22 protein-coding genes are annotated in these 25,283 nt (G+C 67.3%); 15 read left to right on the forward strand and 7 right to left on the reverse strand.

Features of this window, described 5'->3' with window-relative positions; genetic code table 11:
* Positions 1–172: 172 nt before the first annotated feature.
* Positions 173–1,414: a phosphoglycerate dehydrogenase gene (gene serA / locus KVS69_RS12310; protein WP_184123757.1), complete on the reverse strand. Its 1,242-nt coding sequence runs from the start codon at positions 1,412–1,414 to the stop codon at positions 173–175.
* Between the two features lie 173 nt (positions 1,415–1,587).
* Here serA and KVS69_RS12315 point away from each other — a divergent pair, with 173 nt between their 5' ends.
* The 4 genes from KVS69_RS12315 to KVS69_RS12330 all read left to right on the forward strand — a co-directional run bounded on the left by KVS69_RS12315 (position 1,588) and on the right by KVS69_RS12330 (position 5,945).
* Positions 1,588–2,976, forward strand: coding sequence for an FAD-binding oxidoreductase (locus KVS69_RS12315; RefSeq protein WP_217538259.1), 1,389 nt, complete (start codon positions 1,588–1,590; stop codon positions 2,974–2,976).
* A 62-nt stretch (positions 2,977–3,038) separates the two neighbouring features.
* Complete coding sequence (locus KVS69_RS12320; RefSeq protein WP_068851491.1) at positions 3,039–3,335, forward strand: DUF2388 domain-containing protein; 297 nt, start codon at positions 3,039–3,041, stop codon at positions 3,333–3,335.
* The gene (locus KVS69_RS12325; RefSeq protein WP_217538260.1) at positions 3,335–5,128 is read left to right on the forward strand and encodes a DUF4105 domain-containing protein; all 1,794 of its coding nucleotides are present in this window, start codon (positions 3,335–3,337) and stop codon (positions 5,126–5,128) included. Before KVS69_RS12320 ends, KVS69_RS12325 begins: the two co-directional genes overlap by 1 nt.
* 79 nt (positions 5,129–5,207) lie before the next feature.
* Positions 5,208–5,945, forward strand: coding sequence for an MliC family protein (locus KVS69_RS12330; protein WP_217538262.1), 738 nt, complete (start codon positions 5,208–5,210; stop codon positions 5,943–5,945).
* Positions 5,946–5,959: 14 nt separating this feature from the next.
* Here the strand turns inward: KVS69_RS12330 and yeiP are convergent, their stop codons facing one another.
* The 5 genes from yeiP to KVS69_RS12355 form a co-directional block, all read right to left on the reverse strand.
* Positions 5,960–6,526 carry an elongation factor P-like protein YeiP gene (yeiP, locus tag KVS69_RS12335; protein WP_068851495.1) on the reverse strand — a complete coding sequence of 189 codons (567 nt, stop codon included), beginning with the start codon at positions 6,524–6,526 and terminating at the stop codon, positions 5,960–5,962.
* Positions 6,527–6,564: 38 nt separating this feature from the next.
* On the reverse strand, positions 6,565–7,335 hold the full coding sequence (locus KVS69_RS12340) for an SDR family NAD(P)-dependent oxidoreductase (protein WP_217538264.1): 771 nt from the start codon (positions 7,333–7,335) through the stop codon (positions 6,565–6,567).
* A 79-nt stretch (positions 7,336–7,414) separates the two neighbouring features.
* Positions 7,415–9,979 carry an EAL domain-containing protein gene (locus KVS69_RS12345; RefSeq protein WP_217538266.1) on the reverse strand — a complete coding sequence of 855 codons (2,565 nt, stop codon included), beginning with the start codon at positions 9,977–9,979 and terminating at the stop codon, positions 7,415–7,417.
* Positions 9,976–10,869, reverse strand: a complete 894-nt coding sequence (locus KVS69_RS12350; protein ID WP_217538268.1) for a hydroxymethylglutaryl-CoA lyase — start codon at positions 10,867–10,869, stop codon at positions 9,976–9,978. Before KVS69_RS12350 ends, KVS69_RS12345 begins: the two co-directional genes overlap by 4 nt.
* Before the next feature lie 176 nt (positions 10,870–11,045).
* Positions 11,046–11,834, reverse strand: a complete 789-nt coding sequence (locus tag KVS69_RS12355) for an enoyl-CoA hydratase-related protein (RefSeq protein WP_068851504.1) — start codon at positions 11,832–11,834, stop codon at positions 11,046–11,048.
* A gap of 117 nt (positions 11,835–11,951) precedes the next feature.
* On the opposite strand from KVS69_RS12355, the gene KVS69_RS12360 reads away from it, so the two are divergent.
* From KVS69_RS12360 to KVS69_RS12410, 11 genes are all read left to right on the forward strand, one after another.
* Positions 11,952–12,206 carry a FeoA family protein gene (locus KVS69_RS12360; protein ID WP_093536239.1) on the forward strand — a complete coding sequence of 85 codons (255 nt, stop codon included), beginning with the start codon at positions 11,952–11,954 and terminating at the stop codon, positions 12,204–12,206.
* Positions 12,203–14,059, forward strand: a complete 1,857-nt coding sequence (locus KVS69_RS12365; protein ID WP_217538270.1) for a ferrous iron transporter B — start codon at positions 12,203–12,205, stop codon at positions 14,057–14,059. Before KVS69_RS12360 ends, KVS69_RS12365 begins: the two co-directional genes overlap by 4 nt.
* Positions 14,059–14,313 (forward strand): DUF6587 family protein, encoded by a 255-nt coding sequence (locus KVS69_RS12370; protein WP_217538272.1) that lies wholly within the window; start codon positions 14,059–14,061, stop codon positions 14,311–14,313. Before KVS69_RS12365 ends, KVS69_RS12370 begins: the two co-directional genes overlap by 1 nt.
* 287 nt (positions 14,314–14,600) lie before the next feature.
* On the forward strand, positions 14,601–15,329 hold the full coding sequence (dapB, locus tag KVS69_RS12375; RefSeq protein ID WP_093536245.1) for a 4-hydroxy-tetrahydrodipicolinate reductase: 729 nt from the start codon (positions 14,601–14,603) through the stop codon (positions 15,327–15,329).
* 226 nt (positions 15,330–15,555) lie between these two features.
* On the forward strand, positions 15,556–16,686 hold the full coding sequence (carA, locus tag KVS69_RS12380) for a glutamine-hydrolyzing carbamoyl-phosphate synthase small subunit (protein ID WP_068851517.1): 1,131 nt from the start codon (positions 15,556–15,558) through the stop codon (positions 16,684–16,686).
* A 68-nt stretch (positions 16,687–16,754) separates the two neighbouring features.
* The gene (gene carB, locus KVS69_RS12385) at positions 16,755–19,997 is read left to right on the forward strand and encodes a carbamoyl-phosphate synthase large subunit (RefSeq protein WP_217538274.1); all 3,243 of its coding nucleotides are present in this window, start codon (positions 16,755–16,757) and stop codon (positions 19,995–19,997) included.
* Entirely contained in the window at positions 19,994–20,470 is a 477-nt protein-coding gene (gene greA / locus KVS69_RS12390) for a transcription elongation factor GreA (RefSeq protein WP_068851523.1), read from the forward strand. Before carB ends, greA begins: the two co-directional genes overlap by 4 nt.
* 7 nt (positions 20,471–20,477) lie before the next feature.
* Positions 20,478–21,398, forward strand: a complete 921-nt coding sequence (locus tag KVS69_RS12395; protein ID WP_217538276.1) for a phosphoglycerate mutase — start codon at positions 20,478–20,480, stop codon at positions 21,396–21,398.
* Positions 21,399–21,482: 84 nt separating this feature from the next.
* Positions 21,483–23,216, forward strand: a complete 1,734-nt coding sequence (gene recJ, locus KVS69_RS12400) for a single-stranded-DNA-specific exonuclease RecJ (protein WP_217538277.1) — start codon at positions 21,483–21,485, stop codon at positions 23,214–23,216.
* 87 nt (positions 23,217–23,303) lie between these two features.
* Entirely contained in the window at positions 23,304–23,852 is a 549-nt protein-coding gene (locus KVS69_RS12405) for a hypothetical protein (RefSeq protein WP_217538279.1), read from the forward strand.
* Entirely contained in the window at positions 23,849–24,157 is a 309-nt protein-coding gene (locus KVS69_RS12410; protein WP_141236255.1) for a hypothetical protein, read from the forward strand. The genes KVS69_RS12405 and KVS69_RS12410 overlap by 4 nt, the downstream gene beginning before the upstream one ends.
* 13 nt (positions 24,158–24,170) lie before the next feature.
* Here the strand turns inward: KVS69_RS12410 and KVS69_RS12415 are convergent, their stop codons facing one another.
* Entirely contained in the window at positions 24,171–25,220 is a 1,050-nt protein-coding gene (locus KVS69_RS12415; protein ID WP_217538281.1) for a DUF1176 domain-containing protein, read from the reverse strand.
* Between the last annotated feature and the right edge of the window lie 63 nt (positions 25,221–25,283).

The following is a 25,283-nucleotide window of genomic DNA, read 5'->3' on the forward strand; positions in this document are numbered from 1 at the left end:
CGGCCGTGTTTCCACGTTCGGTAGGGCATGACCATTTGGCGAAGAAGCGCGTTTCGTCCAGAGGTCATGCCGCCATCGCGCCGATCACCGTTATCGGCAGTCGATTGGGATGCGACCCTACCGCGGAGCGAAACGTGCGCGTTGATGCGCACGTCCGCGGCCGGCAGTGCGATCAATACAGAACGCGCGTACGCAGCGTGCCCGGAATCGCCGCCAGCTCTTCGCGCACGGCCGCGGCCTGTGCTTCGCTGGCGGTGATGTCGATCACCACGTAGCCGACCTTCGGGTCGGTGCGCAGGAACTGGCCATCGATGTTGACATTGTGGCGCGAGAAGATCTCGTTGACCTTCGACAGCACGCCCGGCACGTTCTGGTGGATGTGCAGCAGGCGCAGGCTGTCTTCGTGCTCGGGCAGGGTCACTTCGGGGAAGTTGACCGCCGACAGGGTGCTGCCGTTGTCGCTGTAACGCACCAGCTTGGCCGCCACTTCCACGCCGATGTTGTCCTGCGCTTCCAGGGTGCTGCCGCCCACGTGCGGGGTGAGGATGACGTTGTCGTGCGCGGTCAGTGGCGACACGAAGGCATCGCCGTTGCCCTTGGGCTCCACCGGGAACACGTCCAGCGCCGCGCCACCGATGTGGCCCGAGCGCAGCGCCGCATCCAGCGCATCGATGTCGACCACGGTGCCGCGTGCGGCATTGATCAGGTGCGCGCCCGGGCGCATGCGGGCCAGCTGCGGCGCGCCGATCAGCCACTGGGTGGCCGGCGTTTCGGGCACGTGCACGGTGACGATATCGGCGCGGGCGAGCAGGTCGTCCAGGTCGATGGCAGCGCGGGCGTTGCCCAGCGACAGCTTGGTTTCGATGTCGTGGAAGATCACCTGCATGCCCATGGCTTCGGCCATCACGCCGACCTGGGTGCCGATATGGCCATAGCCGATGATGCCCAGGGTCTTGCCGCGCACTTCATGGCTGCCGGCGGCCGATTTGGACCAGCCGCCACGATGGCATTCGGCGTTCTTCTGCGGAATGCCACGGGTCAGCATGATCGCTTCGGCGATCACCAGCTCGGCCACGCTGCGGGTGTTGGAGTAGGGCGCATTGAACACCGGTATGCCGGCCAGCTCGGCCGCTTCCAGGTCCACCTGGTTGGTGCCGATGCAGAAGCAGCCCACCGCCATCAGGCGCTTGGCATGGGCCAGCACGTCGGCGCTGAGCTGGGTGCGCGAGCGGATGCCGACGATGTGCGCTTCGGCGATGCGCGCCTTCAGTTCGTCTTCGGGCAGGGCCTTGCTGTGCAGTTCTATCTGCGAATAGCCGGCCGCACTGAACACGTCGATGGCCGTCTGGCTCACCCCCTCCAGCAACAGCACGCGGATATCCTGCTTCGGGAATGAGGTCTTCTTCGGCGACATGGGCAAGCGGCAGCATGTTGGGCGGGAGCTGCCCACTATGCCAGATCGGGGCGGGGATGGTGCGGTGCGCCATGGGGCGGTTTGACGGTTTCAGATGCGACCAATTGTTGGCGAGGTCGCACGACTAACAGTCGTGCGCTACCCTTTGGGATTGCCTTGGCCCCTCCGTTCATATGACTGATCCGCGCCTTGATTTGCTGTTGCAGGACTGCCCCGGGCTGCGGCTCACCACCGAGCCGGCCGAGCTGGAGCATTACGGGCGCGATTGGACGCGGCGCTGGACGCCGGCGCCGCTGGCCATTGCGCTGCCGGGCAACGTGGACGAGGTGCAGGCCATCCTGCGCTGGGCCAGTGCCCAGGGCGTGGCGGTGGTGCCCTCCGGGGGCCGCACCGGCCTGAGCGGCGGCGCGGTCGCGGCCAACGGCGAGCTGGTGCTCAGCCTGGAGCGGATGAACAAGGCGCTGGCCTTCGATGCGGTGGACCGTACGCTGACCGTGCAGGCCGGCATGGCGCTGGAAGCCGTCCACAACGCAGCGCTCGAACACGGCCTGATCTATCCGGTCGACTTCGCCGCACGCGGCTCGTGCTCGATCGGCGGCAATATCGCCACCAATGCCGGTGGCATCCGGGTGATCCGCTACGGCAACACCCGCGAGTGGATTGCCGGCCTGAAGGTGGTCACCGCCAACGGTGAACTGCTCGAACTGAACAAGGGGCTGATCAAGAATTCCAGCGGTTACGATTTCCGCCAGCTGCTGATCGCCTCCGAGGGCACGCTGGGCGTGATCGTGGAAGCCACGCTCAAGCTCACCGATCCGCCGCCGGCGAGCAACGTGATGCTGCTGGCGTTGCCGTCGTTCGAGGTGCTGATGCAGGTGTTTGCCGCGTTCCGCGAGCGCATGCAGCTGCAGGCCTTCGAATTCTTCACCGACCGGGCCTTGGAGCACGTGCTGGCGCATGGCGCGCAGGCGCCGTTCGCCGAGGTGCATCCGTTCTACGTGGTGACCGAGTTCGCCGCGGGCGATGAGGTGCAGGAGGCTGCGGCGATGGCCGCGTTCGAGGCCTGCATGGAGCAGGGCTGGGTCAGCGACGGCGTGGTCAGCCAGAGCGACGCGCAGGCCGCGCAGCTGTGGCGTTTGCGCGAAGGCATCACCGAGGCGGTGGCGCGCTACAAGCCGTACAAGAACGATGTGTCGGTGCGGATTTCGGCGATGCCGGCGTTCATGGCGCGCACCCAGGCGCTGATCGGGCAGGCCTACCCGCACTTCGACGTGGTCTGGTTCGGCCATATCGGCGACGGCAACCTGCACATCAACGTGCTCAAGCCCGATGCCACCGACGATGCGCAGTTCCTGCAGCAGTGCGAGCACGTGACCAAGCTGCTGGCGCAGGTGCTGAAAGACTTCGATGGCAGCATTTCGGCCGAACATGGCATCGGCCTGGTCAAGAAGGGCTACCTGGACAGCACCCGCGGCGAGGCGGAAATCGCGCTGATGCAGGCGGTCAAACGAGCGTTTGATCCCCAAGGGTTGCTGAATCCGGGCAAGGTATTCGACCTGTAGCAGGCGACAGAATTTCACGCAGCCGATACGCTTTCCCTCTTCCTGTCCTCAACGAACCCAAGATGAAGCGATCGATCCTGCTGTTTGCCGTGCTCGCCCTGCCGCTTTCGGCATTCGCCTCCAGCTTCGCCGGCTCCTCGGCGGGTTCGGCGTCCGGTGCCTCCTCGGCCGGTTCGTCCAGCTCGGACGATGACAAGGTGGTGGTGGACGCCCGCGAAGACGCAGCGGCGTTCGTGGCCACCGACGGCGCCATCCGTGGCGCCCGCCTGGAAGCGGCGCTCCTGCACCTGCGCGAAACCGGTGCCGCCCAGCGCGACGCCAGCGACATGCAGCTGGCCCAGGCCCTGCTGGCCCGCTGATGCAACTGCGCCGCAGGGCCCTGCGCCGATGCGCGGCGGCCCTGGCGGCGTTGCTGGCCGCCCCGGCCGCCCATGCCGCCCTGCAGCTTCAGCTGCAGGCGGACGGACTCGATCCTGGTCAGCGGGCGAACGCCGAGCAGGTGCTGCAGCAGGCGCCTGCGTTGCTGCCTGCGTCATGGCAGGCGCGCTTCGTCGCCCCGGTGACCCTTTCCTGGTCGGACCAGCTTCCCGACACGGTGCATGGCCGCACCCGCAGGAATGCGATCACCCTGCGGCGCAGCCTGCTGGACGAGGTACAACCCGGCCAACCCCTGCCACGCGCGGTGCAGGCGGCGCTGATCCATGAATTGACCCACGTGCTGGACCGCGCCGTTGATGGCCGCTGGTCGTACAGCGCCCGCTGGCGTGACCTGGCCGGCTGGCAGCAGCACCCGTGGCGTTGGGGGCGTGGTGACAACGCGTTCACCGAACGCAGTCCCGACCCGTACGAGCGCTACAGCCCGGCCGAATACCTGGCGGTGAATGCCGAGCATTACCTGCTCGACACCGGGTTCGCGTGTCGCCGCCCGGCGCTGGCGGCGTGGTTTGCAGATCACCTTGGACCCGGGCCGCAGGCCACATGCGACCCGCGCGTGGCGCTGGTGCAGGCGGGTGATGTCACCGGCGAAGCCTCGTTGCTGGAGCTGGATCCGCAGCGGGTATATGCGGTGGACTACCTGCTGGCCGAGGGCAACGACCAGCTGATGAGCCGCTGGGGCCACAGCATGCTGCGGCTGGTGATCTGCGCGCCGGGACGTCCGCGCGGCCCGGCGTGCCGGCTGGATCTGGCCCATCACCGGGTGCTGTCGTTCCGCGCGTTCGTCGGCGATGTGCAGATTTCCAGCTGGCGCGGGCTGACCGGCGCGTATCCGTCGCGGCTGTTCGTGCTGCCGCTCAACCAGGTGATCAACGAGTACACCCAGCTGGAGCTGCGCGGGCTGAAGTCGGTACCGCTGGCGCTTGATGAAAGCGACATCGCGGGTCTGCTGGAACGCGCAGGCCAGGTGCACTGGAGCTATGACGGGCGGTATCGTTTTGTCAGCAACAACTGCGCGGTGGAAACCGGCAAGCTGCTGCAGGAAGGCGTGCCACGCTGGGCCGATCCCGGCCTGAACCGGCTCAGCCCCGGTGGCCTGCTGCGTCGGCTGGAGCGGCAGGGCCGTGCGGATGGCGCGGTGTTGGAGGACAGGCGCGAAGCGATGCGCATGGGCTACTACTTCCCGTCGGCGCAGGCGCATTACCAGCAGTTGTTCGATGCGGCGCGTTCGGAACTGGCATTGCCGACGGCGAAAGTGACCGCGTGGTTGGCATTGCCGGCGGCGCAGCGTGCGCACTGGGCGGACCGTGGCGGATTGCGTGCCACTTCGGCATTGTTGTTGCTGGAGCAGGCGGCGCGGTACCGCGAAGAACTGCGTGCGCGCGATGGGTTGAAGCGGGCGCTGGGCGGTTCGGATACGGACGATGATGCAGCGCATGCGGCGTTGCTCGCGCTGCTGGACGATGCCGGGCAGCTGGTGAATCCGGCCGGGTTGGTGGGCGGTGACGGCTATGGCTTGCCGAGCCCGGAGGAGCGCATCATTGCGGCCGAGGCTGCAAAACAGATCAGCGCACGCGGCGTTCCGGCATGGACGGCGTTGCAGGCGCAGATGCGCGCGCGATTGCCTGCGGCGCAGCAGCAGGAGCTGGCCACGATCGACGACACGCTGGCCCGGCTGGGAAGCCGTATGCGCCAGCTGGCGCGCGAACAGGCGTAAAGCGGCCGCGTTTCACCTCCGCTCACACCCGCAGGGCTACGATCCCTGGTTGAACCAGAACATCGGCAAGGAGTCGAACATGCGCGCATCTCCCCTCATTCTCAGCCTGGCCATCGCCACCGGCCTGGCCGCCTGCCAGCCGGCGCAGCAGGCCGACAGCGCGGTACCCGATCCCGTCGCGGCCGGCAATGAAACCCCGCCGCCGGCGGCCGCACCGACTTCCGATGAACGCGTGTACGCCTTCCAGTGCGGCGATCTGCCGGTGCAGGCCACCTATCGCGGCCAGGATTCGGCCACGGTGGTCGTCGGCGGGCGTACTTTCGTGATGGCCGCGGACACCGCCGCCTCCGGCGCGAAGTTCAGCGACGGGCAGGGCAACGTGTTCTGGACCAAGGGCACCACCGAAGGCACGCTGACCCTCAAGGGCGAGCCGGACCGCAGCTGCTCCGGATCGGGCGAGGAGGGCGAGATCGCTGCCGCCGCCCAGAGCGCAGCAGCGCCGCCTGAGTTCCGTGCCACCGGCAACGAGCCGGGCTGGCTGGCGCAGGTCAGCGCAGGCGAAAACCCGGTGCTGCGCGTGGAGACCGGTTACGGCGAGCAGAAATTCGAAGTGGTCGCGCCGACCCAGGGCAAGGATGGCTGGTCGGGCAAGGCCGCCGATGGCACCGACATCAAGGTCAGCTTCCAGCGCACGGTCTGCCATGACGACATGAGCGGGCAGGCATTCGGCGCTACCGTGATGCTCACGGTGGGCGCCCGCCAGTACCACGGCTGTGGCGATTTCGCCGGGGCGCCGGCCCTCGCCGAGCGCCCCTGATTCAGCGCGCTACCTCAGTCAGCGCGGCCGGCGAATTCACCGGTCGCGGTATTGACCAGCACGCGCTCGCCGTTGGAGATGTACTCCGGCACCATGATTTCAATGCCGGTGTTGAGCTTGGCCGGCTTCGGGCGCTTGGTCGCGGTGCCGCCCTTCAGTTCCGGCGGGGTCTCGACCACTTCCAGTACCACGCTGCTCGGCAGCTGCACGGCCACCGGCTGGTCATCGATGACCTGCACGTAGATGCCGGTCAGGCCATCGGTGATGTACCCGGCGTCATCGCCGATGACATCGGCATCGAGGGTGTACGGGGTGTAATCCTCATCGTCCATGAACACGAACGCATCGCCGTCCTTGTACGAATAGGTGGACTGGCGGCGCAGCAGTTCGACTTCCGGCAGGTTGTCGTCGGCGTCGAAGCTGGCGTCCAGCTTGTTGCCCCCGGGCACGCTGTACATGATGAAACGGAAGCGGACGTTGCCGCCGCGCCCCTGCGGCGAGCTGCGCTCGATGTCGCGGATCTGGTACACGCCGTTGTTGTATTCGACGACGTTGCCTTTCTTGATGTCGTTGGCTTTCATGTAATGAAGGTCGGTTCGTGGGAGGTAGTGGTGCTTGCTTACTTGGGTGCCAGGCGCACCGCACCGTCGAGGCGGATGGTCTCGCCGTTGAGGTAGGTGTTGGTCAGGATGTGGCCGACCAGGCCGGCGAAATCTTCCGGCTTGCCCAGGCGCGGCGGGAACGGGATGGAGGCGGCCAGCGATTCCTGCACGGCCGGCGGCATGCCATCGACCATCGGGGTCCAGAAAATGCCCGGGGCGATGGTCATCACGCGGATGCCGAAGCGCGACAGCTCGCGCGCCATCGGCAGGGTCATGCCGACCACGCCACCCTTCGAGGCGGCATAGGCGGCCTGGCCGATCTGGCCTTCGTAGGCGGCCACGCTGGCGGTGTTGATGATCACGCCGCGCTCGCCATCGTCACCGGCGGCGTTGTGCTGCATGCGGTTGGCCGCGGCCTTGGCCACGTTGAAGCTGCCCACCAGGTTGACCATGACGGTGTTCTGGAAGGTGGCCAGCGGCATCGGCGCTTCCTTGCCGAGCACGCGGCCCGCGCCGAGGATGCCGGCGCAGCTGACCACGACGTTCAGGCCGCCCAGGAAGTCGTGCGCGGCGTCGATCTGCGCGGCCACGGCGGTTTCGTCGCTGACATTGGTGCTGAAGTAGCGGGCGTTGGCAGCGCCCAGCTCGGCAACGGCGGCGGCGCCCTTGTCGTCATTGAGGTCGAACAGGGCCACCTTGGCGCCATGGGCGACGAGGTGCTGGGCCACCGAAAGGCCGAGGCCGGAAACACCGCCGGTGACGACGGCGCGGACGGAAGACAGCTGCATTGCACGATCCCGCAGGTTCAAGAGCCGCCGATTCTAGCGGATGCCGGCCCGTTCGCCGTTGTGCAGCGCAGACGGGCGCTCAGCGGCGCGGCGGCAGGCGGCGGGCGAATTCGTCCGGGGACAGTCCGGGCGCGAACAGGAAGCCCTGGCCGACGGTGACCCCCATGCCGTGCAGGAAGCGGCGCTGCTCCTCTGATTCGATGCCTTCGGCGACCAGCCCCAGTCCCAGGCTGCGGGCGATGCCGCAAACGGCCTCGCACACCGCCACGTCCGAGCGGTTGCCGGGCACGCCCTCGACGAACATCTGGCTGAGCTTGAGCCCGTGGATGGGCAGCCGGCGCAGGTAGTTGAGCGCGCTGTAGCCTTCGCCGAAATCGTCGATGGTCAGCAGCACCCCCATCTCGCGCAGCCGCGCGAAGGTCTGCAGGGTGTCGGGCGCGTCCTCGATCAATACCCGCTCGGTGAATTCCAGCTCCAGCGCGCTGCCCGGCAGGCCGTACTGGTCCAGCGCCTGGCGCACGTTGCGGGCCAGGTCCTCGCCGACGAACTGGCGGTAGGAGACGTTCACCGCCACCCGCACGATGCCCAGGCCGTCGTCCTGCCACTGGCGTACCTGGCGGCAGGCCTCGTTGAGCACCCACAGCCCGATCCGCACGATGTCGCCGGTGCTTTCGGCGTGGCCGATGAAGATGTCCGGGCGCAGTTCGCCCAACTGCGAGTTGCGCCAGCGGATCAGCGCCTCGGCGGCCACCAGCTGGCCGGTATGCAGGTTCACCTGCGGCTGGTAGACCAGGTGGAACTCGTCATCGTCCAGCGCGCGGTGCAGGCGGCTCTCGATCTGCAGGCGGTCGTGCTGGCGCTGCGCCAGCTCCGGGGAAAACACCTGCCAGCCGTTGCGGGTGCGCCGCTTGCAGTCATACATGGCGATGTCCGCGTTCTGGATCAGCTGCTGCGGGCGCAGCCCGTCCTGTGGCGCGCGGGCGATGCCGATGCTGGTGGTGACCGAGAACTCGTCGCTGCCGAACCGGAACGGGGTGGAGAAGGCGCGGGTGATCGCCTCGGCCAGGCGCTCGGGCTGGTCGGGCTGGTCGCGGGTATCGCACACCACCAGGAATTCGTCGCCGCCAAACCGCGCCACCAGCCCTTCGGTGCCGATTGCGGTGGAAATGCGCCGGGTGGCATCGATCAGCAGTTCATCACCGGCGTTGTGGCCGAGCAGGTCGTTGACGGTCTTGAAGCGGTCCAGGTCGATGTACAGCACGCCCACCTTGCAGTGGGTGGGGCTGCCCATGCGGGCGGCCAGGTCGGTGAGCACCGCATCGCGGTTCATGATGCCGGTGAGCGGGTCGGTCCGGGCCTGGATGCGCAGGGTTTCCTCGGCATGCTTGCGCGAGGTGATGTCCTGCACGGTGCCGGCGATGCGCGCGGCATTGACGTCGCCGGCCTCGGCCTCGCCGATCATGCGCACCCAGAACGAATGCCCGTCGCTGCGCTGGCCCTGCAGCTCCAGCTCGAAAGGTACCTGGCGGTCGATCACGTCCAGCAGCGCCTGCTGCAGCTGCGAGCGGTCGTCCAGGCGCAGGCAGTCCATCAGGTGCGCCATGTCCTGCAGCGGCAGCTCCTGGCCAAGAATGCGCGCGGCTTCATCGGTGAGGTACAGGCGCTGCAGGCCGCGGTCCCATTCCCAGCCGCCGATGTGGGCCAGCGACTGGGCGCGGTCGAACAGGGTGTTGTTGCGCTTGAGTTCGGTGATGTCGCTGAACAGCCCGAACACGTGATCGGGGCAGTCGCGTCCATTGCCGTACACCGGCACGTTGGTGGTGGAAATCCAGATCATCCGCCCGCGTGGGCGGTGGTACAGGCCGACAATGGTGCTGCGGACAATGCGCCCGCGCAGCAGTGCTTCTGCTGCCGGCCACTGGTCGCGGGTCAGCGGATGGCCGTGCTCGTCCACGCTGATCCAGTCGTCCGGGCTCAGCATGGCGGCCAGGCTGCCGCCATTGCCCTGCGTGCCCAGGATGCGGTGCGCGGCCGGGTTGGCCGAGATCACGCGCAGGTCGCGGTCGAACAGGATCACCCCCTTGTCGATGGATTCCATCAGCAGCCGGTAGCGCGATTCGGCCTGCCAGCGGCTGCTCAGGTCGCGCGCCACCGCCACGATGCAGTGCTCGCCCTGGTGCTCGAAGCCGGCCGAATGCACTTCCACCGGGAAGCGGCTGCCGTCACCGCGCATGTTGGTGACTTCGATGACGTAGGTTTCGCCCCGGCGCAAGGCTTCCCAGACCGGATCAAGGTGATCGCTGGGCAGGTCCGGATTCAGCAGCTCGATCGGCTGGCCGATGATGTCTTCGCGGGCCCGGCCATAGGCGCGGATGCCGGCCTTGTTGAGATCCAGCACCACGCCGGATTCGCTGAGGATGCTGACCGGATCAGGCACCGCATCAAACAGTGCCGCGTAGCGGCGCAGCGCCAGCTGGCGGTCGTCCATCGCTTCCTGCAGCGCCTGCTGCACATCGCGCAGCAGGGCATGCAGGTCGTCGCCGGGCGGCTGCGCCAGCGCCTCTTCCAGGGCCGCCAGCGCGTCGACGTGCCCGGTGAGGTGATCACCGACCGCTGCATCCGTGCGCGGGCGGCGTCGGCTCATGTCGCGGCCAGGGCCCTGCCGGCCTTGCTGCCGGTTTCGCGGCCGAGCCGCGCGGCCAGCCAGCGGCCGGTGGCGGCCAGCGCCGGCAGATCGATGCCGGTGCGCATGCCGATGCCATGCAGCAGGTACACCACGTCTTCGCTGGCCACGTTGCCGCTGGCACCCTTGGCATAAGGGCAGCCGCCGGCACCGGACACGGCCGAATCGACCACGCGCACGCCTTCCTCCAGGCATGCATCGATGTTGGCCAGCGCCTGGCCGTAGGTATCGTGGAAATGCACGGCCAGGGCCGGCATCGGCACTTCGCTGGCCACCGCGCGCAGCATGGCGCGGGCCTTGCGCGGCGTGCCGACGCCAATGGTGTCGCCCAGCGAAATTTCGTAACAGCCCATGTCGTGCAGCGCGCGTGCAACGCGCACCACTTCGCTGACGGCGACCTCGCCCTGGTAAGGGCAGCCGAGCACGGTGGACACGTAGCCGCGCACGTTCACTCCGTCGACGCGGGCGCGCTCGAGGATCGGTGCGAAGCGCGCCAGCGATTCGTCGATGCCGGCATTGGTGTTGGTGCGGTTGAAGGTTTCCGAGGCGGCGGTGAACACCGCCACTTCCTCCACGCCCACCGCGCGGGCACGGTCGTAGCCCTGCTCGTTGGGCACCAGCACCGGGTAGGCGATACCCGGGCGGCGTTCGATGCCGGCATAGACCTCGGCGGCGTCGGCCAGCTGCGGTACCCAGCGCGGGCTGACGAAACTGGTGGCTTCGATGGTGCGCAGGCCGGTCAGCGAGAGCTGGCGGATCAGCTCGATCTTGTCGGCGGTGGCCACCGGCTGGGCTTCGTTCTGCAGTCCGTCGCGCGGACCGACTTCGACGATGCGTACGAAATCATCCATGCCGATGCTCCCCATGGGAGGGAAGACGCACAGCCTGCAGTGGACGGGTGGGGAATGGAGTCACGAACGTTCCTGGCGAAGTGGAGCGACCCAGGTTTCCCTGTGGGCCATGAAAGGGGGATACGCGGGATGGGCGGCAAAGCGGCCAGCCCGCGGGTGCGTGGGCCCGGGGCCCTTCAGTCCTGGGTAACCCAATGGGGCGCGCGCTTGTCCAGGAAAGCGCCGAGACCCTCCTGGCCTTCCTCGGACACCCGCAGGCGGGCGATCAGGGCGGCATTGTCGCGGTCGGTTGCGTCGCGGTCGCGCCCAAGGCTGACCCGGCGCACCAGTTCCTTGGCCGACGACGAGGCGATCGGGCCGGCCTTGTCGAGCAGGCCCAGCTGGCGTTGAACCGCTTCGTCGATCCGTTCAGGTTCGATCAGCTGGTGGACCAGGCCGATGCGCAGGGCGGTGTCGGCGTCGAAATGCTCGCCGGTGGCGAACCAGCGCCGCGCCTGGCGCGGGCCGATCGCATCGATCACATAAGGCGAGATCACCGCCGGCAGCAGGCCCAGCCGGCTTTCGGTCAGGCCGAAGCGGGCGGTGGTGCTGGCAATGGCGATATCGCAGCAGGCCACCAGGCCGACCCCGCCGCCGAACGCCGCCCCGTGCACGCGGGCGATGGTCGGCTTGGGCAGCTCATCCAGGGTGCGCATCAGCCGGGCCAGCGCCAGCGAATCCTGCCGGTTGTCCTCCTCGCTGGCCGCAGCCATGCCGCGCATCCACTGCATGTCCGCGCCGGCCGAGAAAGAAGCCCCGGTGGCGGCCAGCACCACCGCGCGGACCTGCGCGTCGCGGCCGGCCGCTTCCAGCGCGGCGGTGAGCTGCGCGATCAGCCCGGCGTCGAAGGCGTTGTGCAGGGTAGGGCGGTTCAGCCACAGGGTCAGCACGGCCGCGCTGCGTTCAATTCGTAAAGCGTCACTCATCGGGGGCCTGCGCCTGCTCCATACATGTATGGATCATAGCGGCCCATGCGGCCCGGGCCATGACGCGGCGCGGCGATGCTAGAATTGATAACCATTCTTATCGACCGAAGGCGACCTGTGACGTTGTCCGATCTGCCGCTGCACGGCTCCGCTCTGGTGGAATCGGTGCGCGACCTCCATGCAAACGACGCCATCGCCCGTCGGCTCAGGGAACTGGGCTTCGTCAAGGGTGAAGATGTGCGTCTGGTAGCCCGTGGTCCCATCGGCGGCGAACCGCTGCTGGTGCAGGTCGGGTTCACCCGTTTCGCCCTGCGGATTTCCGAAGCCAAGCGCATCGACATCACTGCCGTTGCAGATGGAGCGGCCGCATGAACGCCGCCACCCTGCGCATTGCCCTGGTCGGCAACCCCAACAGCGGCAAGACCGCGCTGTTCAACCAGCTCACCGGCAGCCGCCAGAAGGTCGCCAACTACACCGGCGTGACCGTGGAGCGCAAGGAAGGCCGCCTGCGCGCGCCATCTGGCCGTGAATTCGCCGTGCTCGACCTGCCGGGCGCCTACAGCCTGCAGCCGGCCAGCCTGGACGAAGCAATCACCCGCGACCTGTGCCGGGGTTTCTACCCGGGCGAGGCCGCCCCCGACGTGCTGCTGTGCGTGATCGACGCCACCAACCTGCGCCTGCACCTGCGCTTCGCGCTGGAACTGCGCGAGCTGGGCAAGCCGATGATCGTGGCGCTGAACATGGTGGATGCGGCCGAGCGCCGTGGCATCAAGATCGACGTGCCGGCGCTGGAGCAGGCCCTGGGCGTGCCCGTGGTGGAAACCGTGGCCGTGCGCCGCAACGGCGCCCAGGCGCTGGTCGAACGCCTGGATGCGATGGTGCCGCACCTGGATGCCCCGCTGGTGGCGGCGGTCGCCGGGGAGACGGATTACCACGCCCAGGTGCGCGGCATCCTCGCCGCCGCGGTCAGCATGCCCACCCGCACTGCGAAGATCGACGACGCACTGGACCGCTGGCTGCTGCACCCGGTGTTCGGGTTGATGACCCTGATCGTGGTGATGTTCCTGATCTTCCAGGCGGTATTCGCCTGGGCCACGCCGATGATGGACGGCATCGAGGCCGGCTTCGGCTGGCTGGGCGAGGTGGTGGGCGCCAACCTTCCGCCCGGCCCGCTGACCAGCCTGCTCACCGACGGCATCATCGCCGGCGTGGGCGGGGTGGTGGTGTTCCTGCCGCAGATCCTGATCCTGTTCGCCTTCATCCTGGCCTTGGAAGAGTCGGGCTACCTCCCGCGTGCCGCGTTCCTGCTCGACCGCATGATGGCCTCGGCCGGCCTGTCTGGCCGCTCGTTCATCCCGCTGCTCTCCAGCTTCGCCTGCGCGGTGCCCGGCATCATGGCCACCCGCAGCATCCAGGACCCGCGTGACCGCCTCGCCACCATTCTGGTCGCCCCGCTGATGACCTGCTCGGCACGCCTGCCGGTGTACGCCCTGCTGATCGGCGCGTTCATCCCGCAGAAGACCCTGTGGGGCTTCGTCAGCCAGCAGGGCCTGATCCTGTTCGCCCTGTACGCGGCCGGCATCTTCAGCGCACTGGCGATGTCGTGGGTGATGAAGAAGTGGCGCCGCGACAAGAGCGAACACCCGCTGATGCTTGAACTGCCGTCCTACCGCATTCCGCACCCGCGCGACCTGGCCGTGGGCCTGTACGAGCGCGGCATGATCTTCCTCAAGCGCGTGGGCGGCATCATCCTCTCGCTGACCATCCTGCTGTGGGTGCTGCTGTCGTTCCCGGGTGCCCCCGAAAACGCCACCATGCCGGCCATCGATTACAGCTTCGCTGGCCAGATCGGCCATGCCATGGCCGTGTTCTTCGCCCCGCTGGGCTTCAACTGGCAGATCTGCATCGCACTGATCCCCGGCATGGGTGCCCGCGAAGTGGCTGTGTCCTCGCTCGCCACCATCTACGCCCTGTCCGCCGCCGACGATGACGCCGCCATCCAGGCCCTGACCCCGGTGGTCGCCAACGGCTGGTCGCTGGCCACCGGTCTGTCCCTGCTGGTGTGGTTCATCTACGCCCCGATGTGCATCTCCACCCTGGCCACCATCAAGCGCGAAACCAACTCCTGGAAGCAGGTCGGCTTTGCCACCTTCTACCTGTTCGCGGCCGCCTACGTCGCCGCGCTGGTCACCTACCAGTTGACCGTGGCCTTGGGCGGCGGCTGATGAGCACCGGCCTGCTCCTGCAGTACATCGTGGTCGCGCTGATCGTCCTGATCAGCGCTTGGGTAGTGCTGAAGAAGCAATTCCCAGGCACCGTACGCAAAGCGCGCGGCGCGATAGCGCTCGGGCTGATCAAGCCGGAGCGCGCCACCTGGCTGCAGGCACTGGGCCGCCGCATAGCACCGCCGGCCACCGGCAGTGGCGGCGCCTGCGGTGGTTGCGACAGTTGTGGCCCGACACCGCCAAAGCAGCATTGATTGATCGGGGCTCTACGCTCTTGCTCTCCGTCAACGATAAGCCGTAGAGGGCGGGGCCGGGGTAGGTTTGCGGGGGTGTGAGCCGCATGGATGCGGCGACCAAGCCCCCAAGGATGGGTTCACGGCGTCCCCCGCGGGCCTGCCCCGGACCCGCCCAGCCAGACGGCAACGCAGAGCCGACGCAGTTGACCTTGATGTTGAAGTTGATGTTGAAGTTGACGTTGAAGTTGATGTTGACGTTGATGTTGGCGATTGCCCAATCCAAACCCTTTCGCTAGCCTGCGGGCATGACTACTCCCCCGATTCGTTTGCTCATCCACGGTGCGTCCGGCCGCATGGGCCAGGCCCTGCTGCGCCTGGCTGCCGAACGCAACGACCTGCAGGTCGTTGCCGCCGTTACCCGCCGCTCGCCCGCCCAGCGCGTGGTCGACGGCGTCCCGCATTTCGCCGCCAGTGAACTCCACGGCGCGCCCCAGTTCGACGTCGCCATCGACTTCAGCCTGCCTGAAGGCTTTGATCCCGTGCTGGCCCTGTGTGTCGAGCGCGGCGCAGGCCTCGTTTCCGGCACCACCGGCATCAGCGAAACCCAGCGCCAGGCCCTGATCCAGGCCGCCACCCGGATCCCGCTCGTGTGGGCCTCCAACTTCAGCCTCGGCGTGGCCGTGCTCGATGAACTGGTCGAACGTGCCGCCGCCGCCCTGGCCGGCTGGGACTGCGACATCGTCGAATCCCATCACGTCCACAAACAGGACGCCCCGTCCGGTACCGCACTCACCCTCGGCGCCGCCGCCCAGAAGGGCGGCGCCCAGCCGCACTACGCCAGCCTGCGCGCTGGCGACATCGTCGGCGAACACCTCGTCCAGTTCACCGGCCTCGGCGAGCGCATCGAACTGACCCACCGCGCCACCAACCGCGACATCTTCGCCCGTGGCGCCCTGTTCGCCGCCGTGCAGCTGAACGGGCGCGCCCCCGCCAGCTACCGCGTGCGCGACCTGCTCGCCGCCAGCGCAACCTGAACGCGTACACCGGCCAGGCCTGAACCCCAGGGTGGCCGGACGCTCCCGTACGCTGCCCATTGCAAGCAAACGCTGGCGTTGGAGGGGGGTTGCCTTTACAATTCCCGCTCGCCGAATCACGACAGCCGGACCGGTCCCGCACCGCAGTCCGCGCTTTTTTGCAACCGCTTTTCCGTGAAGCGTGGCGTGACTTCGGTGACCCCTCGGTAGCCAAAGTGAGATTCCCGTGACCCAAGCCGCAATCCTCGTCCTCGAAGACGGCACCGTATTCGAGGGCGAATCCGTAGGCGCGCCCGGCCTGTCCGTCGGTGAGGTGGTGTTCAACACCGCCATGACCGGTTACCAGGAAGTGCTGACTGATCCCTCCTACGCCCGGCAGATGGTCACGCTGACCTACCCGCATATCGGCAATACCGGCCTTACCGACCAGGACGACGAAGCCCACAAAGTGTGGTCGGCGGGCCTGATCGTGCGCGACGTGCCGCGCCGTCCCAGCAACTGGCGCAGCCAGGTCTCGCTGCAGGACTGGCTGCTGCAGCGTGGCGTGGTCGCCATTTCCGGCATCGACACCCGCAAGCTCACCCGCATCCTGCGCGAGCGCGGCGCGCAGAACGGCGCGCTGATGGCCGGTGACGACATCAACGTCGACATCGCCCTGGAAGCCGCACGCAAGTTCCCCGGCCTGAAGGGCATGGACCTGGCCAAGGTGACCAGCACCGACAAGGCCTACAGCTGGAACGAGGGCCAGCTCGACCTGGATTCCAACACGTTCGTCAGCGCCGCCCCGCAGTACAAGGTGGTGGCCTATGACTTCGGCGCCAAGCTCAACATCCTGCGCATGCTTGCCGAGCGCGGCTGCGACATCACCGTGGTACCGGCCCAGACCCCGGCTGCCGAAGTGCTGGCGATGAATCCCGATGGCGTGTTCCTGTCCAACGGCCCGGGCGACCCGGAACCGTGCGACTACGCCATCGAAGCGATCAAGGTGTTCCTGGACAGGAAGGTGCCGGTGTTCGGCATCTGCCTGGGCCACCAGCTGCTGGCGCTGGCCTCCGGCGCCAAGACCGTCAAGATGGGCCACGGCCACCACGGTGCCAACCACCCGGTGCAGGACCTGGACGACGGCCGCGTGATGATCACCTCGCAGAACCACGGCTTCGCGGTGGATGAAGCCACGCTGCCGGCCACCCTGCGCGTGACCCACCGCTCGCTGTTCGACGGCACCAACCAGGGCATCGCCCGCACCGACGTGCCGGCGTTCTCCTTCCAGGGCCACCCCGAAGCCTCGCCGGGCCCACACGACGTCAGCCCGCTGTTCGACCGCTTCATCACCCTGATGGCGCAGGCCAAGGCCTGATTCGAGACGCCGCTGCCTTCGGCGCGGCGCTGCGACCCCTGACACGCTGTACTGACTTAGAGAAGACAATGCCCAAGCGCACTGACCTAAAGACCATCCTCATCATCGGTGCCGGCCCGATCGTCATCGGCCAGGCCTGTGAGTTCGATTACTCCGGCGCCCAGGCCTGCAAGGCCCTGCGTGACGAGGGGTACCGCGTGGTGCTGGTCAACAGCAATCCGGCCACCATCATGACCGACCCGGAGATGGCCGACGCCGTCTACATCGAGCCGATCAACTGGCAGACGGTCGAAAAGATCATCGCCAAGGAAAAGCCCGACGCACTGCTGCCGACCATGGGTGGGCAGACCGCGCTGAACTGCGCGCTGGACCTGGCCGACAACGGCGTGCTGGAGAAGTACAACGTCGAACTGATCGGCGCCAAGCGCGAAGCGATCCGCATGGCCGAAGACCGCGAGCTGTTCCGCGTGGCCATGGGCGAGATCGGCCTGGAGTGCCCGAGCGCGGCCGTGGCCCACACGCTTGAAGAAGCCATCGACATCCAGACCCGCGTCGGCTACCCGACCATCATCCGCCCCAGCTTCACCCTGGGCGGCAGCGGTGGCGGCATCGCCTACAACCGCGAAGAGCTGGTCGATATCGTGACCCGCGGCCTGGAACTGTCGCCGACCACCGAAGTGCTGGTGGAAGAATCGGTGCTGGGCTGGAAGGAATTCGAGATGGAGGTGGTGCGCGACACCGCCGACAACTGCATCATCGTCTGCTCCATCGAAAACCTGGACCCGATGGGCGTGCACACCGGTGACTCGATCACCGTCGCCCCGGCCCAGACCCTGACCGACAAGGAGTACCAGCGCCTGCGCGATGCCTCCATCGCCGTGCTGCGCAAGATCGGCGTGGATACCGGCGGTTCGAACGTGCAGTTCGGCATCAGCCCGACCACCGGCCGCGTCGTTGTCATCGAAATGAACCCGCGCGTGTCGCGTTCGTCGGCGCTGGCCTCCAAGGCCACCGGCTTCCCGATCGCCAAGGTCGCCGCGAAGCTGGCGGTCGGTTACACCCTGGACGAATTGAAGAACGAAATCACCGGCGGCCTCACCCCGGCCTCGTTCGAACCGTCGATCGATTACGTCGTCACCAAGATCCCGCGCTTCGCCTTCGAGAAGTTCCCGGCTGCCGATGCCCGCCTGACCACCCAGATGAAGTCGGTGGGCGAGGTGATGGCGATGGGCCGCACCTTCCAGGAATCGCTGCAGAAGGCCCTGCGTGGCCTGGAAACCGGCAAGATCGGCCTCGACCCGACCGGCCTGGACCTGGCCAACGAAGACGACATCACCACCCTGAAGCGTGAACTCAAGGCCCCGGGCCCGGAGCGCCTGTTCTTCGTGGGTGATGCATTCCGCGCCGGCTTCAGCGTGGAAGAAGTTTTCGCGCTGTCGCACATCGACCCGTGGTTCCTGGACCAGATCGAAGAGATCATCCAGGCCGAAACCCAGCTGGCCGCCGATGGCCTGGACGCACTCGATGCCGCCCGCCTGCGCAAGCTCAAGCGCGCCGGTTTCTCCGATGCGCGCCTGGCCGAGCTGACCGGCACCAATGAAGCGGGCGTGCGCGCACTGCGCCGTGCGCTCAAGGTGCGCCCGGTGTACAAGCGCGTGGATTCCTGCGCCGCCGAGTTCTCCACCAGCACCGCCTACCTGTATTCGACCTACGAGGACGAGTGCGAAGCGGCGCCGAGCAACCGCGACAAGATCATGATCCTGGGCGGCGGTCCGAACCGCATCGGCCAGGGCATCGAGTTCGACTACTGCTGCGTGCACGCGGCACTGGCGCTGCGCGATGACGGTTACGAAACCATCATGGTCAACTGCAACCCGGAAACCGTCTCGACCGACTATGACACCTCCGACCGCCTGTACTTCGAGCCGCTGACGCTGGAAGACGTGCTGGAAATCGTCGAGCTGGAACAGCCCAAGGGCGTGATCGTGCAGTACGGCGGCCAGACCCCGCTGAAGCTGGCGCGCGCGCTGGAAGCCAATGGCGTGCCGGTGATCGGCACCTCGCCCGATTCCATCGACCTGGCCGAAGACCGCGAACGCTTCCAGCAGCTGGTGGACAAGCTGGGCCTGAAGCAGCCGCCGAACCGCATCGCCCGCAACGACCAGGAAGCCCTGCTGCTGGCCCGCGAGATCGGCTACCCGCTGGTGGTGCGCCCGAGCTACGTGCTGGGCGGCCGTGCGATGGAAATCGTCTACGGTGAGTCCGACCTGGCGCGCTACGTGCGCGATGCGGTCAAGGTTTCCAACGATTCGCCGGTGCTGCTGGACCGCTTCCTGGACAACGCCGTGGAAGTGGACGTGGACATCATTGCCGACAAGGACGGCAACGTGCTGATCGGCGGCGTGATGGAGCACATCGAAGAAGCCGGCGTGCATTCGGGCGATTCGTCCTGCTCGCTGCCGCCGTACTCGCTGTCGGCCGAGACCCAGGCCGAGCTGCGCCGTCAGGTGGTGGAGCTGGCCAAGGCCCTGAACGTGGTCGGCCTGATGAACACCCAGTTCGCGATCCAGGCCGGCGAGAACGGCGAGGACATCGTGTACCTGCTGGAAGTGAACCCGCGTGCCTCGCGCACCGTGCCGTTCGTGTCCAAGGCCACCGGCATGCCGCTGGCCAAGATCGCCGCGCGCTGCATGGCCGGCAAGACCCTGGCCGAGCAGGGCGCGACCAAGGAAATCGTGCCGGACTACTACTCGGTCAAGGAAGCGATCTTCCCGTTCGCCAAGTTCCAGGGCGTCGATCCGATCCTCGGGCCGGAAATGCGTTCCACCGGTGAGGTGATGGGCGTGGGCCGCAGCTTCAGCGCCGCCTTCGCGCGTGCGCAGGAAGCCGGCGGCATCAAGGCGCCGCCGCTGGGCAAGGCCTTCGTGTCGGTCCGCGACCCGGACAAGAAGCGCGTGCTGCCGGTCGCACAGGCACTGCTTGAGCGCGGTTACAGCCTGGTCGCCACCCGCGGCACCGCGGCGTGGCTGCAGGAGCACGGCATGCAGTGCGAGATCGTCAACAAGGTCGTTGAAGGCCGCCCGCACATCGTCGATTCGATCAAGAACGGCGAGATCGTGTATATCGTCAACACGACCGAAGGGCGTGCGGCGATCAACGACTCGTTCTCGATCCGTCGCGAGGCGCTGCAGCACCGCGTCACCTATTCGACCACCATTGCCGGCGCCAAGGCGCTGGTGCAATCACTGGAATTCCGCGGTACCGGCCCGGTCTGGTCGCTGCAGGAGCTGCACAAGGAGTTGAACGCATGAGAGCACCGATTACCCTGAAGGGCGCGCAGCGTCTGCGCGAAGAGCTTGACCAGCTGAAGTCGGTCAAGCGCCCCAAGGTCATCGCGGCCATTGCCGAGGCACGTGAGCACGGCGATCTCAAGGAGAACGCCGAGTACCACGCCGCGCGCGAAGAGCAGGGCTTCATCGAAGGCCGCATCAAGCAGCTGGAAGGCGAGCTGTCGCATGCCGAGATCATCGACATCACCAAGCTCAATGCCGGCAGCAAGGTCGTGTTCGGCGCTACCGTCAAGCTGGCCGATGTGGAAAGCGATGAAGAGAAGCGCTACCAGATCGTGGGCGACCTGGAGGCCGACATCAAACTCGGCCTGATCGCGATTTCCTCGCCGGTGGCGCGTGCCATGATCGGCAAGAACGAGGGCGACAGCATCGTGATCGACGCCCCGGCCGGGCAACGCGAGTACGAAATCGTCAGCGTCGAGTACCTGGACTGACCTGACCATGGCCACGGCAACCCTGTTGCTGCCGGCGCGCAGCCGCTTCCCGGCGGCGGCGTTGCCTGATGACGTGGCCAAGGCGCTCGGCCGTGCCGAGCGCAGCCGGGTCGATGCCGGCGAGCGCGCCCAGCTGCAGCGGCATTTCCAGCTGCAGCCGGCCGATTGGCCGGTGGCGGCACTGACCCGGCAGCTGGATGTGGGCGATGCCCACGATGGCGTGTGGCTGCGGGCGGACCCGGCCAACGTGGTGCCGGACATGCACGGCGCGCGGATGATGGGCCACGGCGACACGCTGCGGCTTGAGGCCGACGACGTGGCGGCGTTGCTGCCGGCGCTGCAGCCGCTGTTTGCCGGGTATGGATTCACCCTGGATGCGCCGACGCCGTCGCGCTGGTACCTGCGCTTGCCGCCAGGCACCACGCTGCCGGCGTTCGCCGCGCCCGATGACGTGCTGGGCGATGACCTGTTCGCGCACCTGCCCGAAGGCGACGCCGGGCGACGCTGGCGGGCGTTGTTGACTGAAGCCCAGGTGGTGCTGCACCAGCACCCGTGGAACGTGCAGCGCCTGTCAGCCGGCAAGCGGGCGGTCAATTCGCTGTGGTTCTGGGGTGGCGGTGAGCTGCCCGGGGCGGTGCGTACCGCCCATGCGCAGGTCCGCAGCCGCGATGCGCTGCTGCAGGCCTTGGCCAAGGCGGCCGGCGTGCAGGCCGATGGCGACCAGCAGGTGGATGCGCTGGTGGACCTGCGCCAGCTGCGTTCGCTGGAACAGCTGGGCAACGATGCGATCCGGCCGCTGTTGTCGGCATTGCAGCGCGGCGAACTGCGTCGGCTGGTGCTGGATTTCGAGGATGGCGCCCGGTTCGAACTGGACAAGGGCCAGCGCTGGCGGTTCTGGAAGAAGCCGGTCCAACTTCACGAAGCGTGATCGGTCGCCCGTAGCGCCTGCCTTGTGGATTGACCGCGCGTATCATGGTCGCCATCGGCGTTCGCGCTGTTTATCGAGCCCGCTTTGACTTCTCCTGATTCGCTCCAGATCCAACGTCGTCCCGTTGCCGCCCTCGGTGAGTGGCCGGGCGACATGCTGCCGCTGCTGCAGCGCCTGTACGCGGCGCGCGGGGTTACCGATGCGGCGCAGGCGCAGCCGAAGCTGGCCCAGCTGCACGCGCCGGAACTGATGGGCAGCATGCAGGCCGCCGTGGACCTGCTGGCCACGGCGATTGCGGCCGATGAGCGCATCCTTGTCGTGGGCGATTTCGATTGTGATGGCGCCACCGCCTGCGCGGTCGGCGTGCGCGGCCTGCGCATGCTCGGCGCACGCGACGTCGTGCATGCGGTACCCAACCGCATGCTGCACGGCTACGGCCTGTCGCCGTCGCTGGTGGCCGAGCTGGCCCCGCTGCAGCCCGGCCTGCTGGTGACGGTCGATCACGGCATTGCCTGCCATGCCGGCGTTTCCGCGGCCAAGGCGCTCGGTTGGAAGGTGCTGGTCACCGACCACCACCTGCCGGGCGAACAGCTTCCACCGGCCGATGCGATCGTCGATCCCAACATCAACGGTGATGCGTTCCCGAGCAAGGCGCTGGCCGGTGTCGGCGTGATCTTCTATGTGTTGATGGCCCTGCGCCGACACCTGCGGGTGCAGGGTGCGTTCGCCGCGGGTGCCGAACCGGATCTGCTGACCCTGCTGGACCTGGTCGCGGTCGGCACCGTGGCCGACCTGGTCGCCCTGGATGCCAACAACCGGGCGCTGGTGTCGGCTGGACTGCGCCGGCTGCGGGCCGGCCACGGCTGTGTGGGCCTGCAGGCGCTGATTGAAGCCAGTGGCCGCGATGCGGCGCGGCTGAGTGCCACGGATATCGGCTTCGCCCTCGGCCCACGCCTGAACGCGGCCGGCCGGCTGGAAGACATGGCGCTGGGCATCGAACTGCTGCTCACCGAAGACCGTAGCCAAGCACGTGAGATCGCGCAGACGCTGGAGCAGATCAACGCCGAGCGGCGCGCGGTGCAGCAGTTGATGACCGATGACGCAGAGCTTGCCGTGTCCCGCGCGGTGCTGACTGCCGAAGGCGAGCGCCCGATTGCCGCCTGCCTGTTCGATGCCGAATGGCACCCGGGCGTGGTGGGCCTGGTGGCATCGAAGATGAAGGATCGCCTGCACCGGCCGGTGATTGCGTTTGCGCCCTCCGAACCCGGCAGCGATTCGCTGCGGGGTTCGGCGCGGTCGATTGCCGGTTTCCACATCCGTGACGCGCTGGCGCTGGTCAACGCGGGCCACCCGGGCCTGATCGACAAGTTCGGCGGCCACGCGATGGCGGCCGGCCTGAGCCTGCCGCACGCGCGGCTGCAGGAGTTCCAGCACGCCTTCGTCACCGTGGTCGAAGCCAGCATGGATCCGGCTGCGTTGCAGCAGCTGCTGATGAGCGATGGCGAACTTGCCCCGGCCGAGCTGGATTTCCAGCACGCCGAAGCGTTGCGCCTGGCAGGCCCGTGGGGGCAGGGCTTCCCGGAGCCGCTGTTCGATGGCCACTTCCAGGTGGCGCGCTGGCAGGTGCTGAAGGAAAAGCATCTGAAGCTCAGCCTGCGCGTGCCCGGCCGCGCCGAGCCGATCAACGCCATCCACTTCAGTGGCTGGCGCGGCAACGCGCCGGCCAACAACGTGCACATCGCCTATCGCCTGGTCAGCGACGACTACCGCAGCGGCGGTGCGATCCAGCTGATCATCGAGCACTGCGCCGACGCGTGATTGGGACTGCGCCTACTGTGGCGCCGGATCGAGACACGTAGTGTCACGCCATTGCCCGCCATGTTGGCTTGGGGAGTGGCGAAAGACATGTCGCATGTTCGCTGGACCTACCTGGTTGCCACGCTGTTGGTCTGCGCATCGCTCGTCCATCTGAAGGGGGAGTGGGGCAATTCCGACAGCATCAACGTCTTCAATTACTGGTGCGGAGGCGCGACATTGGTGGCGCTGGTTGTTGCCATCGGGGAGATCGTGCATGCCGGAACCGCTGGAAATGCAGTAAGGAAGGCCTTTGCGCGTGCCGCACACCAGCAAGCAAAGGTTCTAGCTATCGAAGTCATCTCTTTGATAGATGACGTGAGCTCGAAAGTTCAGCGAAAAGACTATAGTGCGGCCTTGAGGGCACTGCAGATGGCGCGCCGCTTCCTGGCGCGGCTGGATGCGCGTTACGCGAAGGAGCTCTCCCAACCCCCTTCGCTCACGCCCCTGTTGAACGATGCGGAAATGATCATCCTGAAGGCAATCCATAACGCGACAAGCGCGACGATGAGCCGGGAGGCCCGCCACACGCTCAGCGATCATCTGGTCAGGATCAAGTCAAGCGTGGAGACGCTGGAACGAAGAGGAGTGGAAGAATGATGCTGCCGACCGGTCTATTGACGTTCCTGGAAAAGGTCCTCCTGAAGACGGAGGCTGGCGAACTGGCGTGGCTGTTCGATGCGGAGGGTGACGATGTCTCGGTGGGAACACCGGAGTTCAGCATGACGGTGCGGCACGACTTCAACCGGAACTTGGAGGCCAACCAGTTCATGGTGTTCTATCGAGGCGGAATGGATCAGCAGGCCCATCGCTTTGTCACCAACGACAGCGCCGAGGGCGATTACCTGCTGCTGCAGCGGCTGTTCAATGCCGCGCAGGCGACCTCGACCGTGTTCCCGTTCTGACCCTGCGGGCGGCTCAGGGCGCCTCCTTGACCTCGGTTACCAGTGTCGGCAGGTCCCAGGCGCCGCCGGCGGCGACCAGGCGGCACAGGCCGGTGGTGCTGTCTGACGTCTTGACGTAAGCGGCGCCGTTCCACGCCCAGCTGGCGCTGGACCAGCAGTCGCCCAGGCCTCGGCCTTTGTGCGAGGACGAGATGGTCAGCGCGTCGTCGTCCACGCCCAGGTTGGTGATGTAAGCGGGTTGGTAAGGCGCGCGGTCGTTGACCACCCAGTAGCCGCTGCCCGCGTTGTAGGCACCGCGCCAGCAGGTCATGGACACCAGCAGCCGGCGGTTGTCCAGGCGCTTGACCTCGATTGTCTGTGGGCCTTCATCCGCATAGGTGCCCTCGCTGGGATGCAGTGATTCGCAGTCATCCTGCGAGGTCGCGGCGGCCAGCGCGGCACGAAGCGCCGGGGCGTTGGCCAGGGCTTCGTCGGCCGGGCGCGTGGCCACGCGCCGGGGCAGGGTCACCACGGGTACCGGCAGCGAGGCGGGCACGCTGGCTTCGGCGCGGCTGCCTTTGCGCAGGATCGCGCCCGGCGTGCCTAGCCGACCCTGGAACTCGTCCATCTTCAGCAGCACCGCCGATGCGCCACGGTCGGAGAGGGTCCATTGGCGGCCGTTGTCGCCGATCAGCTCGATGCTGCTGTCCTTCACCAGCGCCTTGAGCAGTGCCGTCACCTGCGCAGCAGAGAAGCGGGTGTTGTCCGCCACGGTGCCCAGCGCGATGCCGTTGATGCGCAGGGTGACAGTGGCCGGCAGGTCGCTTTCCTCGTACTCGCCCAGCATCAGCTCGGCCCCGATCAGCTGGTCCGGCCCGCCACGCCGGGTGAGCAGCACGGAGACCGGATCGCCGCCGGCGTCCTCGTTCTGGTACCCGGCAGCCCGGCAGGTGCGGGTGTTGTCGCAGGCCAAGGTCCAGTCCTCATGGCTGAATGCCACGCCGGGCGTGATCGCGCCGGCCGGTGCGGCGTGTGCGACCGGGAGCAGGCCGGCAATCAGCAGGGGGGTCAGGGACAGGCGCATGCGGACATCCTTCTTCGACAACATTCCATGGGGGAGGGATCGTGGACCAGCAGGGGGCGTGCT

It is taken from the genome of Stenotrophomonas sp. GbtcB23 (assembly GCF_019091045.1).
In the GTDB taxonomy this organism is placed as follows: Bacteria; Pseudomonadota; Gammaproteobacteria; order Xanthomonadales; family Xanthomonadaceae; genus Stenotrophomonas; species Stenotrophomonas rhizophila_A.

Coding starts and splice junctions, on each gene's coding strand:
- KVS69_RS12415 (WP_217538281.1), bottom strand. CDS start 25,220: ATGCGCCTGTCCCTGACCCCCCTGCTGATTGCCGGCCTGCTCCCGGTC.
- KVS69_RS12410 (WP_141236255.1), top strand. CDS start 23,849: ATGATGCTGCCGACCGGTCTATTGACGTTCCTGGAAAAGGTCCTCCTG.
- KVS69_RS12340 (WP_217538264.1), bottom strand. CDS start 7,335: ATGCAGCTGTCTTCCGTCCGCGCCGTCGTCACCGGCGGTGTTTCCGGC.
- greA (WP_068851523.1), top strand. CDS start 19,994: ATGAGAGCACCGATTACCCTGAAGGGCGCGCAGCGTCTGCGCGAAGAG.
- KVS69_RS12395 (WP_217538276.1), top strand. CDS start 20,478: ATGGCCACGGCAACCCTGTTGCTGCCGGCGCGCAGCCGCTTCCCGGCG.
- KVS69_RS12345 (WP_217538266.1), bottom strand. CDS start 9,979: ATGAGCCGACGCCGCCCGCGCACGGATGCAGCGGTCGGTGATCACCTC.
- KVS69_RS12320 (WP_068851491.1), top strand. CDS start 3,039: ATGAAGCGATCGATCCTGCTGTTTGCCGTGCTCGCCCTGCCGCTTTCG.
- dapB (WP_093536245.1), top strand. CDS start 14,601: ATGACTACTCCCCCGATTCGTTTGCTCATCCACGGTGCGTCCGGCCGC.
- yeiP (WP_068851495.1), bottom strand. CDS start 6,526: ATGAAAGCCAACGACATCAAGAAAGGCAACGTCGTCGAATACAACAAC.
- KVS69_RS12370 (WP_217538272.1), top strand. CDS start 14,059: ATGAGCACCGGCCTGCTCCTGCAGTACATCGTGGTCGCGCTGATCGTC.
- KVS69_RS12365 (WP_217538270.1), top strand. CDS start 12,203: ATGAACGCCGCCACCCTGCGCATTGCCCTGGTCGGCAACCCCAACAGC.
- KVS69_RS12355 (WP_068851504.1), bottom strand. CDS start 11,834: ATGAGTGACGCTTTACGAATTGAACGCAGCGCGGCCGTGCTGACCCTG.
- KVS69_RS12315 (WP_217538259.1), top strand. CDS start 1,588: ATGACTGATCCGCGCCTTGATTTGCTGTTGCAGGACTGCCCCGGGCTG.
- carB (WP_217538274.1), top strand. CDS start 16,755: ATGCCCAAGCGCACTGACCTAAAGACCATCCTCATCATCGGTGCCGGC.
- KVS69_RS12350 (WP_217538268.1), bottom strand. CDS start 10,869: ATGGATGATTTCGTACGCATCGTCGAAGTCGGTCCGCGCGACGGACTG.
- KVS69_RS12325 (WP_217538260.1), top strand. CDS start 3,335: ATGCAACTGCGCCGCAGGGCCCTGCGCCGATGCGCGGCGGCCCTGGCG.
- serA (WP_184123757.1), bottom strand. CDS start 1,414: ATGTCGCCGAAGAAGACCTCATTCCCGAAGCAGGATATCCGCGTGCTG.
- KVS69_RS12405 (WP_217538279.1), top strand. CDS start 23,304: ATGTCGCATGTTCGCTGGACCTACCTGGTTGCCACGCTGTTGGTCTGC.
- KVS69_RS12330 (WP_217538262.1), top strand. CDS start 5,208: ATGCGCGCATCTCCCCTCATTCTCAGCCTGGCCATCGCCACCGGCCTG.